At 71.0% G+C, this 13,113-nt stretch carries 12 protein-coding genes; 6 read left to right on the forward strand and 6 right to left on the reverse strand.

The features are described 5' to 3' along the window. The first annotated feature begins 22 nt into the window (after positions 1-22). The gene (locus EFL26_RS13185) at positions 23-325 is read left to right on the forward strand and encodes a metal-sensitive transcriptional regulator (RefSeq protein WP_123223311.1); all 303 of its coding nucleotides are present in this window, start codon (positions 23-25) and stop codon (positions 323-325) included. A gap of 287 nt (positions 326-612) precedes the next feature. Here EFL26_RS13185 and EFL26_RS13190 read toward each other — a convergent pair whose 3' ends face one another. From EFL26_RS13190 to EFL26_RS13205, 4 genes are all read right to left on the reverse strand, one after another. After that, a complete protein-coding gene (locus tag EFL26_RS13190) occupies positions 613-894 on the reverse strand; it encodes a CDGSH iron-sulfur domain-containing protein (protein ID WP_123223312.1) in 282 nt (93 codons plus the stop codon). Further along, positions 891-1,100 carry a heavy-metal-associated domain-containing protein gene (locus EFL26_RS13195; RefSeq protein ID WP_123223313.1) on the reverse strand — a complete coding sequence of 70 codons (210 nt, stop codon included), beginning with the start codon at positions 1,098-1,100 and terminating at the stop codon, positions 891-893. Before EFL26_RS13195 ends, EFL26_RS13190 begins: the two co-directional genes overlap by 4 nt. Positions 1,101-1,198: 98 nt before the next feature. After that, positions 1,199-1,774 (reverse strand): class I SAM-dependent methyltransferase, encoded by a 576-nt coding sequence (locus tag EFL26_RS13200; RefSeq protein ID WP_246000222.1) that lies wholly within the window; start codon positions 1,772-1,774, stop codon positions 1,199-1,201. A gap of 47 nt (positions 1,775-1,821) precedes the next feature. Then, complete coding sequence (locus EFL26_RS13205) at positions 1,822-3,009, reverse strand: permease (protein ID WP_123223809.1); 1,188 nt, start codon at positions 3,007-3,009, stop codon at positions 1,822-1,824. A 225-nt stretch (positions 3,010-3,234) separates the two neighbouring features. Here EFL26_RS13205 and EFL26_RS13210 point away from each other — a divergent pair, with 225 nt between their 5' ends. Then, positions 3,235-4,200: a serine/threonine-protein kinase gene (locus EFL26_RS13210; RefSeq protein WP_123223315.1), complete on the forward strand. Its 966-nt coding sequence runs from the start codon at positions 3,235-3,237 to the stop codon at positions 4,198-4,200. Positions 4,201-4,207: 7 nt separating this feature from the next. On the opposite strand, the gene EFL26_RS13215 is transcribed toward EFL26_RS13210, so the two are convergent. After that, on the reverse strand, positions 4,208-4,954 hold the full coding sequence (locus tag EFL26_RS13215; protein ID WP_123223316.1) for a PIG-L deacetylase family protein: 747 nt from the start codon (positions 4,952-4,954) through the stop codon (positions 4,208-4,210). A gap of 67 nt (positions 4,955-5,021) precedes the next feature. On the opposite strand from EFL26_RS13215, the gene EFL26_RS13220 reads away from it, so the two are divergent. From EFL26_RS13220 to EFL26_RS13230, 3 genes are read left to right on the forward strand one after another with little or no spacing between them, the layout of a single operon-like run. Further along, positions 5,022-6,002: a hypothetical protein gene (locus EFL26_RS13220; protein ID WP_123223317.1), complete on the forward strand. Its 981-nt coding sequence runs from the start codon at positions 5,022-5,024 to the stop codon at positions 6,000-6,002. 51 nt (positions 6,003-6,053) lie between these two features. Further along, the gene (locus EFL26_RS13225) at positions 6,054-7,781 is read left to right on the forward strand and encodes a DEAD/DEAH box helicase (RefSeq protein ID WP_123223318.1); all 1,728 of its coding nucleotides are present in this window, start codon (positions 6,054-6,056) and stop codon (positions 7,779-7,781) included. A gap of 59 nt (positions 7,782-7,840) precedes the next feature. Further along, positions 7,841-8,758 carry an esterase/lipase family protein gene (locus tag EFL26_RS13230; protein WP_123223319.1) on the forward strand — a complete coding sequence of 306 codons (918 nt, stop codon included), beginning with the start codon at positions 7,841-7,843 and terminating at the stop codon, positions 8,756-8,758. Between the two features lie 81 nt (positions 8,759-8,839). Here EFL26_RS13230 and EFL26_RS13235 read toward each other — a convergent pair whose 3' ends face one another. After that, positions 8,840-10,606, reverse strand: coding sequence for a sialidase family protein (locus tag EFL26_RS13235; protein ID WP_123223320.1), 1,767 nt, complete (start codon positions 10,604-10,606; stop codon positions 8,840-8,842). Between the two features lie 204 nt (positions 10,607-10,810). Between EFL26_RS13235 and EFL26_RS13240 the strand changes: the two genes are divergently transcribed. Continuing rightward, the gene (locus EFL26_RS13240; RefSeq protein WP_123223321.1) at positions 10,811-13,081 is read left to right on the forward strand and encodes a right-handed parallel beta-helix repeat-containing protein; all 2,271 of its coding nucleotides are present in this window, start codon (positions 10,811-10,813) and stop codon (positions 13,079-13,081) included. Positions 13,082-13,113: the final 32 nt, after the last annotated feature.

A 13,113-nucleotide genomic window follows, 5' to 3' on the forward strand; every position in this document is an offset into this window, starting at 1 on the left:
CTCGACGCCCGGGAGACACGACATGTCCGAGACCGTTCACCACCAGCACGGCTACATCCACCGCAAGGACGACTACCTCCGGCGCCTCAAGCGCATCGAGGGGCAGGCGCGAGGGCTGCAGCGGATGGTCGAGGAGGAGAAGTACTGCATCGACATCCTCACGCAGATCTCGGCGATCACCAAGGCGCTGCAATCGGTCGGCCTCGGCCTGCTCGACGAGCACCTGGGCCACTGCGTGGTGGACGCGGCCGCGACCGGAGGGCGCGAGGCCGAGATCAAGCTCAAGGAGGCCTCGGACGCCATCGCCCGGCTGGTGCGGTCCTAGGAGACTGCTGAAGAATCCTGCCTGCTGCGCGCAGCCCCGCACGCACGCTGGCTGCGTTCTCGTCGGTCAACGCGGCGCTGCCGCGCCTTCCCGCCTCGGCCTTGCCATCGCACGCACGGGACAGCGCTCGCGACGGCCGGATCCTTCGGCACCCTCCTAGGACCTCAGCTCTGCGCGGAAGGATGCCGTGCCGAGGTCGCGGGTGACGCTCACGCTCCACCGCCTGCCGGCGCAGGCGCAAGCGCCGGCGAGGAGGCTGGTCGCCTGCCTCGCCAGCGCTCGCAGAGTCATGCAGCGCCCTCGTCCGCATCGCCGTCGAGGAGCTCCTCGTCGGCGCAGGCAGGCTGGTCGGCGGTCGCGAATCCGTTCCGCGTGTGGCTGGAGTCGCAGAAGGGCTGGTTCGCCGACCGTCCGCACCGGCACAGCAGCAGGATGCGCTGTCCCTCCAGGTCGTACTCCTGACCGTCGGGGTCGAGCAGCCTGAAGGTCCCCTTGACCTGGAGAGGTCCGTTGCGGACGGCCTTGACGGTGACCGGGCGCGACGGGGGCGGTGGTGGAGCGTCGCTCATGCCTCGTCGACGATCGAGTAGCCGACCTGGGCGACAGCGGCACGGATCGCGGCGTCGTCGGCGCTCCCGACGACTTCGAGGGTTCCCGTGGACACGTCGACGTCCACGTCCTCGACGCCGGCGACATCCGTCACGGCGTTGGTGACCTTGTTGACGCACCCGTTGCAGGTCATCCCGGCGACGGTGTAGGTGGCGGTGTTGCTCATGGATCGGTCTCCTCGTCTGGCATGAATGGGGATCCCAACAGTACCCCGGTAGGGTATGTGGTTGTCAACAACCTGCAGCGCCGACCACGTCGGCCGTGTCAGGGCCGGCGGGCATGGAAGCGCATCACGTGGTCCCGGTACGACGTGCGCACGGACACGTCCTCGAAACCGACCGCCTCGAGCCCGTGCCACAGCTCGTCGACGGCGAGGATCCGGTGCGGCGACCGGTCCGCCCAGTGGATCAGCCGCGCGAACCGGGTGTCGGTGAAGTCGTACCCGACGAGGACACCGCCCGGACGCAGCACCCGGGCGGCCTCGGCGAGCGCAGCGGGCCACGCGATCACGTGGTGGAGCATCAGATGGCTGGTGACGACGTCGAAGGCGCTGTCGCCGAAGGGGAGAGCCGTGACGTCGGCCTGCTCGACTGTGACGTCGGGCAGTCCGGACAGCCGGGCGCCGGCCGCGCGGACCATGGCAGCGTCGAGGTCGGTGGCCGTCAGCCGGATCCCCGGATGCGTGCGCATCATGCCCTCCGCCATGGCGCCGCTCCCGGAACCCAGCTCCAGTACGTCACCCCTCAGCGGCGTGCCGTCCAGCGCCCAGGGCAGCACCACGCCAGAGGCGAAGGCTCGCCACGGTGCGCTGCGGCAGAACACCTGCTCGGCTGTCGACATGATCGGCACGGATCTGTCCTCTCGTTGGTCGACCGGCCTCGCGCCGATCAGTGATCGTGACCCTCGTGGTGGTGGGTGGAGGAGCCCGCGGACTCGGCAGGGCCGCCCATCATGCGCAGCATCGGGAGTCCACCGGTGCGCACGAACCGCACCACGAGCACGGCGGTGAGGACGAGGAAGCCGAGGTTCAGCCAGGTGGTGTAGTTCCACGAGAACGACGCCTCGACCACGGTCGCGCTGCGCTCGTCGGGCATCAGGCCGAGCGCGCCGAACAGGATCTCGATCACGTAGCCGGCGACGACCATGGCGAGGTAGAAGATGCCGGTGATCCGCAGCGCAGCCTTCGTCCCGTAGTACTTCCGGTAGATCAGGATGATCGGCACGATGATCAGGTCCGCGAAGATGAAGCTGATCACTCCGCCGAAGCTGATCCCGCCGTTCCACAGCACCGCCGCCAGCGGCACGTTGCCGATCGAGCACACGAAGCTCACGGCGGCCACGAGCGGGCCGATCAGCGGTCCCCACAGCTTGGCGGCAGTGGGGTCGCTCTGCAGGAAGAACGTCTGCAGCCAGCTGGTCGGGACCCACGCCGCGAACGCGCCCGCGATGAGCAGGCCGAGCACGATGTCGCGCAGCACCGATGCCCAGTCCATCACGTAGTAGTGCGAGATCGAGGTGAACCCGTCGCGCGACCACAGCCGCTGCCACAGCGTGCCGCCGCCGCTGACCGACATGTCCATCGCGGCGTGACCCTCCATCGAGCCGGCCAGGCCACGGTCGGCCTGCTCTCGCGCCGCTTCGAGGATGCGTCCGCGCATCCACAGCCGGAACAGCAGCGCGACGACCACGATCATGATCGGGCCGCCGAGGAATTCGGCCAGCGTGAACTGCCACCCCATCAGCAGGGCCAGGATGATGCCCAGCTCGACCACGAGGTTCGTGGAGGCGATCTCGAAGGCCATGGCCGCGCTGAACGACGCTCCCTTGCGGAACAGCGACCGTGCGAGCGCGACGGCCGCGTAGGAGCACGACGACGAGGCGGCGCCGAGGCCGGTGGCCCAGGCGAGGGACCGCGGCGAGTCGCCTGCGAGGAAGCGGGTCACCTGCTCGCGACGTACGACGGCCTGCACGACGCCCGACAGGAAGAACCCGAGCACCAGCGGCCAGAGGATCTCCCACCCCATCGCGCCCGCCATCCGGAGCGCGTCTCCGACCGACCCGAGAATGTCCGTCATCGCCATGCCCTCCGAACCGTGGACGTCAGCACCCGCACGAGTGTACCCCCATGGGGTATATCGCGCACCAGGGTCGTGCGCCCTCGCGCATGTGCTCGTCGGACTGCGGGTACGCGTACCAGCGCAGGCGGGGTCAGGTTTCGCGCTGGGGGCGAGCCACACACTCCAGGTCACGGGTGTCGTCCGGCGCCCGTCGAGGACAGGTCGTGGTGCGGTGAGGGATCGATGAGGCGCTTGAAGACCGGTTTCGTCCTCGGCGAGCGGTACGTCCTCGAGGGCCGGATCGCGTCGGGGGGCATGGCCGACGTCTGGGAAGCGCTCGACGAGACCCTGCAGCGCCAGGTGGCGGTCAAGGTGATGCGCCCCGACACCGAGCACGAGGAGATCTTCCGGCTCCGCTTCCGTGACGAGGCGCTGCACGCGGCGGCCTTGCTGCACACGAACATCGCGACGGTCTTCGACTACGGCGAGCACGACGGTCTGGCCTACCTCGTGATGGAGCGGGTCGAGGGCCGGACGCTGAGCGAGGTCGTCCGCGAGGACGGACCCGTCGAACCCGACCGGGTCGGCTCGATCATCGGGCAGGCGGCGCTCGCGCTCGGCGTCGCCCACGACCAGCGGGTCGTGCACCGCGACGTCAAGCCCGGCAACATCCTGCTCCGCAGCGACGGGCTGGTGAAGCTGACCGACTTCGGGATCGCGCGCGCGATCGGCGCCGCGGGGCACACCCGGATCGGCGAGCTGCTCGGCACGCCGCACTACCTGAGCCCCGAGCAGGCGCTGGGGGAGTCCGCGTCGGGCGCCAGTGACCTCTACGCCCTCGGCGTGGTCGCGCACGAGCTGATCACCGGCAAGCGTCCGTTCGACGGCGGTACGCCGATCGCGACCGCCCTGATGCACGTGCACGAGGCGCCGCCGCCGCTGCCCGACTTCGTCCCCGAGCCGCTGGCGATGGTGGTCACCGACCTGCTGGCCAAGAACCCCGCGGACCGGCCCCCCAACGCGCGCGCAGTCGCGGTCCGCCTCGGGCTGGCCGACCACGAGATCGCCGGGCTCGCCCTGGGCCTCGCACGGACCGTGTACGGCGACGGTGACGAGCCGGACGAGGAGGTCAAGCCGCTGTCGCGGGCCCTCCTGGACCCGGCGCCGACGATGGCCACCGACGTCGCCGACCTCCTGGCCGAGGACTGACGAGCCGCTAGTCGCCCCAGCCCATCGGGACCACCTCGAACGGCGCGGCGAACGCGACGCCGAGGCGCTGACCCGTGGCACGCGCCATCCCCTCGAGGAACTCCCGGGGGTCCCAGTTCTCCCAGCCCAGGCCGTCGATGTACGCCGCGTGCGCCTTCAGTGACTCCACGCCCTGGTCGAACGTGTCGGTGGTGTCCACGGCGTGCGTGGCCATCGGCGAGCCGAACACCCAGACCTGCTTGACGCCGCCCCACGGCTCGAGGCCGTCGTCGGTGATCTGCTCGGGGAAGATCCACCGGTTGCCCGCGTCGCGCACCGCGTCGAGCACGGCCTTGCCGACGGCGATGTGGTCGGCCTGGTTGAGGTTCGACCCGCCCCACGTGTCGCGGTGGTTGCCGGTGATCACCACGTCCGGGCGGTGCCGGCGCACCTCCGCGGCGAGCAGGCGGCGCATCGGGACGCCGTACTCGAGGATCCCGTCGGGCTGGCCGAGGAAGTCGACGGCGTCGACGCCGACGATGCGGGCCGACTCGACCTGCTCCTTCTCGCGGACGACGCGGCACTCGTCGGGTGCCATGCCGTCGATGCCGGCCTCGCCGCTGGTGACCATCGTGTAGCCGACCCACTTGCCCTGACCGGTCCAGCGGGCCACCGCCGCGGCGGCGCCGAACTCCATGTCGTCGGGGTGGGCGACGATGCAGAGCGCCCGCTCCCAGGTCTCGTCGAGCGGCTCGAAAAGCTCAGGTGCGTCCATGGGCGACAGCGTAGGCGCGCGCGATATCCACTGGCGACGACATTGCCGACGCAGCAGAGTGCGCTCCATGGAAGTCGCGCCGACCACGCCGTACTGGGGCACCGACGAGTACGCCGCGGAGCTGCACGCATGGGTCGAGGACCAGGTCGGCCCGGCCCGGATGACGCGGGTGAAGCTGCGGCCCTGGTCGACGGTGTGGCGGGCCGAGGCGGGCGACCGGGTCTACTGGGCCAAGCAGAACTGTCCGACGCAGGCATTCGAAGGTGCGCTGACCCGCCTCCTCCACGAGCTCGTGCCGGACCGCGTGCTCGAGCCGCTCGCGGTGCGGGAGGACGGCACGTTCCTCCTCCCCGACGGCGGACCGGTGCTCCGCGACCTCGACCGCGGGCCGGGCGACCGCGAGGCCTGGCAACAGGTCGTCGGGGAGTGGGCCGGGCTGCAGCGGGACCTGGCGCCGCGCGCCGACGAGCTCGCCGCCGTCGGCGTGACGAGGGTGCCGCCGGAGCGGTTCGTGGCCGACACCCTCGCCCGCGCCGACGAGCTGCACGCGCTCCACCCGTCCGACCCGCGCCACCTCGACACTCCTCGGTGGACCTCGCTCCGGAGCGCGGAGCCCGTGCTCGCGGAAGCCGCGGCCGCCGTCGTCGACCTCGGCCTCCCAATGACGCTGAACCACAACGACCTGCACGACGGCAACTCGTTCGTCGCAGCGGGCGCGCCGTTGCGGTTCTTCGACCTCGCCGACGCCGTGCTCGCAGAGCCGATGGGTGTGCTGCTCGTGCCGCTCGGCCAGCTCGCCGACCAGCCCAGGACGCGTGGCGCGGTGGTGCGCGCCTGGGTGGAGGCGTGGCGCGAGGTCGCCGACGAGAGCCGGCTCTGGCGGGCGCTCCCGCACGCGCTCCGGCTCGCGGCCCTGGCGCGGCACGAGGCCTGGTGGCGGGTGATGACATCGATGACGTCCGACGAGCTCGCCGAGTGGGGGATGGCGGCGCCGTACTGGCTGGCGCGGGTCGCGGAGCCGCCGCCGGAGGTGCTCGCACGACTCTGATCCGCGCTCGTCGAATAGGCCGCGAGCAAGGGTCGCGACTACCCTTGGCCGGTGACCGAGACACCCGACGCCGCCTCCTTCGACGACCTCGGTCTGGATCCCAAGGTGCTCAAGGCACTCAAGGACGTGGGCTACGAAACCCCCTCGCCGATCCAGGCGGAGGCGATCCCGCCGCTCCTCACCGGGCAGCACGTGGTCGGACTGGCCCAGACCGGCACCGGGAAGACGCTGGCGTTCGCGGCGCCGATCCTCTCGCGGATCGACCTCAGCCAGAAGACCCCGCAGGCGCTCGTGCTCGCCCCGACCCGTGAGCTGGCGCTCCAGGTCGCCGAGGCCTTCGAGCGGTACGCCGCGCACGTCAAGGGCCTGCACGTCCTGCCCGTGTACGGCGGTCAGGGGTACGGCGTCCAGCTCTCCGCCCTCCGCCGCGGGGTCCACGTCGTCGTCGGCACGCCCGGGCGGGTGATGGACCACCTCGAGAAGGGCACCCTGGACCTCAGCGAGCTGCGCTTCGTCGTGCTCGACGAGGCCGACGAGATGCTCAACATGGGCTTCGCCGAGGATGTCGAGCAGATCCTGTCGGGCACTCCGGAGTCCAAGCAGGTCGCGCTGTTCTCGGCGACGATGCCGCCGCAGATCCGCCGGATCGTCAAGCAGCACGCACCGAACGCGACCGAGATCAAGGTGCGCTCGACCTCGACGACCGCCGCGAACGTCGAGCAGCGCTACCTCAAGGTCGCGCACCCGCAGAAGCTCGACGCCCTCACCCGCATCCTGGAGGTCGAGAACTTCGACGGGATGATCGTGTTCGTCCGCACGAAGAACGCCACGGAGGAGCTCGCCGAGCGGCTCCGCGCACGCGGCTTCTCCGCCGCGGCGATCAACGGAGACGTCGCCCAGGTGCAGCGCGAGCGCACGATCGAGCAGCTGCGCAAGGGCAAGCTCGACATCCTCGTCGCCACCGACGTCGCTGCGCGCGGCCTCGACGTCCCGCGGATCAGCCACGTGGTCAACCACGACATCCCCACCGACACCGAGTCCTACGTGCACCGGATCGGCCGCACCGGGCGCGCCGGCCGACCGGGTGTGGCGATCTCGTTCGTCACCCCGCGCGAGAACCACCTGCTCCGGGCGATCGAGAAGACCAACCGGACCACGCTGCAGGAGATGCGGCTGCCGACCGTCGAGGACGTCAACGCCTTCCGGGTCTCGAAGTTCACCGAGGCGATCGGGCAGGCGCTCGGCGACCCGCAGCTGAGCGTGTTCCGCGACCTGGTGGCCGCCTACGAGGCCGAGCACGACGTGCCGGCGCTCGACATCGCCGCGGCGGTCGCGGTGCTCGCCCAGGACGGCGAGCCGCTGTTCCTCGAGGACGTGCCGGAGCCGGCCCGCTCGCCCCACCAGGAGCGCACGAAGGAGCGTCGCGGCAGCGGCAAGCCGATGGCGTCGTACCGGATCGAGGTGGGCAAGCGCCACCGCGTCGAGCCGCGGCAGATCGTCGGTGCGCTCGCCAACGAGGGCGGCCTGTCGCGCGAGGACTTCGGGAAGATCGACATCAAGCCGGCGTTCTCGATCGTCGAGCTCCCGGCCGACCTGTCCGCCGACACGCTCCGCAAGCTCGAGGACACCCGGATCTCCGGGGTGCTGATCGCCCTCAAGCCCGACCGGTTCTCGCGTGGCCGCTGGGCGGAGCGGCCGTCGTCGTACTCGCGCGGCGACCGCGGTGCCGGCCCGGCCGCGGGCGGCAAGAAGCCGCGGCACAAGCACCGCGCCCCGTAGCCGCGTGATCTTTCCGCGGCGGGCTCGTTGAGCAGGCGACGCCCACCCAGGAGGATCCCGTGCGCCGTTTCGCCGTTCTCGTCGCCTGCCTTGCCGCCGTCCTCGCCGGGTCACCGGCCCGCGCGGCCGACCCGCTGCCGGTCCCGTACCAGTTCATCCCGTCGGCACTGCTGGGCGGCGCGCCCGACGCGGACGCCCCGGGGACCAACGACTGGAGCTGCCGGCCGACCGCGGCGCACCCCCGTCCGGTGGTCCTCGTGCACGGCACCGGCGGCAACCGCAGCACCAACTGGCAGACCTACGGCCCGCTGCTGAAGAACAACGGCTACTGCGTCTTCGCGCTCACCTACGGAGTCCTGCCCCGTACGGCGTACCCGTTCAATGCCCTCGGGGGCCTCACCAGCATCCCGGGCAGTGCTGCCGAGCTGGGCTCGTTCATCGACCGGGTGCTGGCCGCGACCGGTGCCGACAAGGTCGACCTGGTCGGCCACTCCCAGGGCACGCTGATGCCCGACTACTACGCGAAGTTCCTCGGCGGAGCCGACAAGATCGGCAGCTACATCTCCCTGGCCCCGCTCTGGCACGGCACCGGTCTCGGTGACATCAAGCCGCTCCTGGCCCTGGCCTTCGGCGACGCCGTCATGGACGCGCCGGTGCCCGGGTGCGAGGCGTGCGGCGAGATGTCGACCAGCTCGCCGTTCATCGCGAAGATGCGCGCCGGGGGAGTGGCCGTGCCGGGCATCCACTACGTCAACATCGTGACCACCCACGACGAGCTCGTGGTCCCGTACACCAGCGGCATCGAGCCCGGCATGACCAACATCGTCCTGCAGGACCGGTGCCCGCTGGACCTCACCGACCACTTCGAGATCGCGGCCGACCCGAACGCCAGCGTGCTGGTGCTCAACGCGCTCGACCCGGCCCACCCGCGTGCGCTGCGGTGCGTGCCGGTGCTGCCGTTCGTCGGCGGGCTCTGACGCGACGGGCTCCGACCCCGAGCCGGGCCCCGGTCGGTTGACCGGGGCCCGGCCCTGGCTCAGGACGGGTCCGACGCAGGCTCAGAAGGCGCCGGCGACGGTGACCACGTCCTCCTGGTTGATCGGCGTCGGGGTGAACTCCGCGCCGTAGAACCACACCACGGTCTGCTTGTTGTTGCTGTCGGTCCAGAACGCGTGGAAGCGGCCGTCGGTCCCGACGGAGAGGTCGGTGTAGTCGCCGAAGAACGCGCCGCCGAACCCGTTGCGGGTGTTGATCGGGTGCGTGCTCACCGTCTGGGTCGTGGTCAGGTCGGTGACCACGTAGTCGAGCCGGGTGTTGTGGATGTAGTCACCGAGCGTGTCGCACGTGATCCGGCCGACCGGCGGCGGTGGCCCGGACGCGCACGTCTGCCACGGCGACACCACGTCGCCCCGGTACGCCGAGAGGTACACGTGCCCGGTCGGGCCCACGGCCACCGCCGGGAAGATGTCCTCGACCGGTCCTGCCGGGTCGGGGGCGTTCAGGGTGCCGCCCGAGGGCTGGGCCACCGGGTAGCCGATCGGGGTCCGGGTGGCGGCGGCGAACACCGGGGCCGGGTCGGTCCAGTGCGTTCCACCGTCGGTCGACGTGCTGTAGACCGCCGTGGAGCCGTTCGGCTCGATGTCGGAGGTCCACGTGGCGTAGAGGTCGCCGTTGGGCGCGGCTGCGGCAGCCGGGTAGCTGTTGTCGCGGAAGGCCGCGTCGGTCAGCTCCTCGCTGTCGTGCACCGCGGCGATGGCGACCGGCTTGCCCCACGTGGCACCGCCGTCGGTGGACTTCACCACGTAGGTCGAGTTCAGCGACGCCAGCCGGGTCGACCCCTCCCAGAACACGTAGAGCGAGCCGTCCGGTCCCACCACGGGGCGAGAGCCCTGGCCGTAGAGCACGTTGCCGGAGATCGCCTTCGGAGCGGTGAACGTGGCGCCGCCGTCGCTCGAGGACGCGAAGAAGATCGGCGACTGGGTGTAGGCGCCGTTGTGGGCATTGAACAGGAACCGCGTCCAGCTCACGTAGATCCGGTCACGGTAGGGACCGCTGGTCCGGTCGACCGCGATCCACTCCTTGTCGTTGATCGTCGAGGGCGAGTTGGTCGCGTTGATGAACGTCGGCGCCGACCAGCTCAGCTGGCCACCGGTGAACGTGCCGCGGCTGACGGTCACGGCGTTGGGCGCGGAGGTCCGGTTGAACCCGAGGCCGGCGTAGAAGACGTGTCCCTGGGTGTCCCAGGCGACGGCCGGGTCGCCGCCCGCGTCGTACGGTCCGCCGGTGAGGTGCTCGACGCCGGGGATCAGCGTGCCGAGGTGCGACGGGTCGGTCGCCGTGCAGCACCAGGTCTGACCGCCGTCGTTGGAGAAGTAGGTCCCCGAGTAGGCGTCGCCCAGGGCGCTGCACGGCGTACCGGAGACGGTGCAGGGCCAGGTGCGGGTCACGTAGTCGTTGGCGCCGGCCACGATCCGCTGCGGGTTGCCCGGATCGACCGCGATCGCGGTCTCGTTCTGCGGGGCGGCCGCGGTGTCCTGGTTGACGGTCACGTCGGGCGCGAGGACGGTGTTGCCGTCCAGCGGGCTGCCGGGCACGAACGTCGGCGTGATCGGAGCGGCGGGCGCGGCGCTGGTGTCCTGGGCCTCCTCCTCGAGGAACGAGGAGAACCGGACCTGCAGCCCGGCGGTGCCACGCAGGGACGCGACCTTGCCGGCCAGCGTCGTGATGTCGTAGGTCTTCGCACTCGCCGCCTGGCTGGGAGCGGCCGCGATCGCGGCCGGGACGGAGAGGGCGACCGCAGCAAGTAGTGCCAGAGAACGCTTCATGGTGTCTCCATGCTGGATCGTGACGGAGCACTTGTGGCGCGCCGTCGCACTCGTGCGCCCGAGTCCGGGCACTCATTCTTTCTAGACCCGGTGTCACGTGCTGGCAAGATCCCTCTGCCGTCGTAACGCCCGTCGCCAAGAGTCGTTGACCTCACGATGAGACTGCTCCGCTGCCGGCGGGGCGCCGACCCGACAGGACTCCACATGCGGCGAGCCATCCTGGTCCTTCTCCTTGCGGTTGCGGGCGTCCTGGTGGCCCCGCAGGTCGCCCAGGCGCACGTCGAGCGCCCGTCGTACTGGCCCGACCCGAGCGCGGACTGCTCGGTCTCGCCGTGCGCCGGGGGAGCGTTGCCCACGGCACGGTCCCTCGCCTCGGCGCTCGACCCGACGCAGCCGGGCACCACGCGCGTGGTGTGCCAGGCCGATTCGCTGGACCGCGTGAAGAAGGCGATCAGCGCGGCCGTCCTCAACGGGTACGACGTCCGGCCGACCGACCACCGCACGTTCACCAGCGCCGACGGCGACGCCCTGCTCAAGCTGAACCAGCGGCTCTTCGGCCGGTGTGCCTACCACGAGATCCAGCCCGCGGTGACGGCGTCGGGGAACGACGACCGCGTCGTGGTCATGCCGGGGGTCTACACGGAGCCGACCGCGCGGTCGCAGCCGACCCACGACCCGGCCTGTGCGCAGTACACGACGACCTCGGACTCGGGTGACCCCGGCGCACTGACGCACGCGTACCAGGTGCACTGCCCCAACGACGCCAACCTCGTCGCCGTGATCGGCCGGGGCGTCGGTCCGGGCACCGACCCCGTCCCGCCGCTCCCGGACCGGCACGGGATCCCGAACGCCGGCGCCTGCATCCGCTGCAACCTCCAGCTCGAGGGCTCCGGCGTCAGCGCCGACGACGTCGTGGTCGAGGCCGGCTCGGCGGCGGCCGGGAACGGCGGTCCCTCGGCGGTCGGCAACGCCAAGGACGTCGGCATCTTCGTCGACCGCGCGGACGGGTTCGTGCTGCGCAACCTCACCGTGCGGCACGCCCGCGAGCACGACATCTACATGCTCGAGACCGACGGCTACCTCCTGGACCGCTTCAAGACGTTCTACGCCGGCGGGTACGGCGTGCTCACGTTCGTCGAGGACCACGGCCTCATGCAGAACTGCGAGGCGGCGGGCAACGGCGACTCCGGCATCTACCCCGGCTCCGGGGCGCCCACCAGCCTCGCGGCGGACAAGGCGTACTACCCGGACGCGCCGCGGTACAGCCAGGAGATCCGCAACTGCGACATCCACCACAACACCGGTGGGTTCTCCGGCACGGACAGCCACGGCACGCTGATCGACCACAACAACTTCTACGGCAACGCCCTCGGGTTCACGACCGACGTGTTCACGGCGGCCGGACACCCTGGCTTCCCGCAGGGCGGCAACGTGATCGCGGACAACAACTTCTACTCGAACAACTTCAACCCGTTCCAGGCGGGATCCGACGTCGAGCCGTTCATCGGCGCTCCGGTCGGCACCGGGCTCTGGTTCGCGGGCGGCAACGACAACGTCGTCCAGGGCAACCACTTCTACGACAACTGGCGTCGCGGCATGATGCTGTTCGCCGTACCGGACGCGACCGTGTGCGGACCCCTCATCGGGGTCCCGATGACCGGCTGCGACCCGACCAAGATCTCGACGTCGTACCGCAACCAGATGCACGACAACGTCATGGGCGTCTCGCCGACCGGTGCCGTGAAGCCGAACGGCACGGACTTCTGGTGGGACTCGTTCCCCGGCAACACCGGCAACTGCTGGTACCGCAACACCGCCGCGCCCGGGAAGACGGTCACGTCCTCGCCGCTCCTGCTGCCCTCGTGCAACAACGGCGCCGACCCGTCGACCAGCATCGGGACGGGTGACCTGCCCAACGAGGCGGAGCTGGCCGCGTGCCTGGCCGGCTTCGACATCTCCGGCTACCCGAACGGGAACTCGACGCTCTGCAGCTGGACCACCACGCCGCCCCAGCCGGGCACCGGGGGAGGACTGCTCGGGACGATCGCGACCCTCACCGGCCTGACAGCCCAGGAGCAGTCCTTCGCCGACCTCTGCACGACGGCGACCGGCTCGCGCACGTGCACGCCGTTCCTGGGCGACCTCGGCATCACCAGCTGGGTGGCCTCGGCGCTCCAGACGCTGATGCCCGACCCGGCCGTGGCCGCGCCCACCGGCAACCTGCCGCTGAGCACCTACACCTGCAGCTGGTGGCGGCAGGCCGACGCCACCGCCCGGGCCGGCCTCGCCGACCGGATCCAGCACTGGGTCGGCGGGTCGGTCGACGGCAACACCCGGGTCGGCTACGGCTCGGTGCTGACGCGTGACCAGGCCACCCGGCTGTTCGACGACCGCTGCAGCACCAGCTACGCCGGCACCCTCGCGCTCTACAAGATCTACGGGGCGGCCGCCGCCTTCATCAACGCCAACCGCTGACCCGCGACCGCCCTGCAACGGCTACCCTCGCC

The organism is Nocardioides pocheonensis (genome assembly GCF_003725535.1).
Taxonomy (GTDB): Bacteria; Actinomycetota; Actinomycetes; order Propionibacteriales; family Nocardioidaceae; genus Marmoricola; species Marmoricola pocheonensis.

Coding starts and splice junctions, on each gene's coding strand:
- EFL26_RS13185 (WP_123223311.1), top strand. CDS start 23: ATGTCCGAGACCGTTCACCACCAGCACGGCTACATCCACCGCAAGGAC.
- EFL26_RS13190 (WP_123223312.1), bottom strand. CDS start 894: ATGAGCGACGCTCCACCACCGCCCCCGTCGCGCCCGGTCACCGTCAAG.
- EFL26_RS13195 (WP_123223313.1), bottom strand. CDS start 1,100: ATGAGCAACACCGCCACCTACACCGTCGCCGGGATGACCTGCAACGGG.
- EFL26_RS13200 (WP_246000222.1), bottom strand. CDS start 1,774: ATGTCGACAGCCGAGCAGGTGTTCTGCCGCAGCGCACCGTGGCGAGCC.
- EFL26_RS13205 (WP_123223809.1), bottom strand. CDS start 3,009: ATGACGGACATTCTCGGGTCGGTCGGAGACGCGCTCCGGATGGCGGGC.
- EFL26_RS13210 (WP_123223315.1), top strand. CDS start 3,235: ATGAGGCGCTTGAAGACCGGTTTCGTCCTCGGCGAGCGGTACGTCCTC.
- EFL26_RS13215 (WP_123223316.1), bottom strand. CDS start 4,954: ATGGACGCACCTGAGCTTTTCGAGCCGCTCGACGAGACCTGGGAGCGG.
- EFL26_RS13220 (WP_123223317.1), top strand. CDS start 5,022: ATGGAAGTCGCGCCGACCACGCCGTACTGGGGCACCGACGAGTACGCC.
- EFL26_RS13235 (WP_123223320.1), bottom strand. CDS start 10,606: ATGAAGCGTTCTCTGGCACTACTTGCTGCGGTCGCCCTCTCCGTCCCG.
- EFL26_RS13240 (WP_123223321.1), top strand. CDS start 10,811: ATGCGGCGAGCCATCCTGGTCCTTCTCCTTGCGGTTGCGGGCGTCCTG.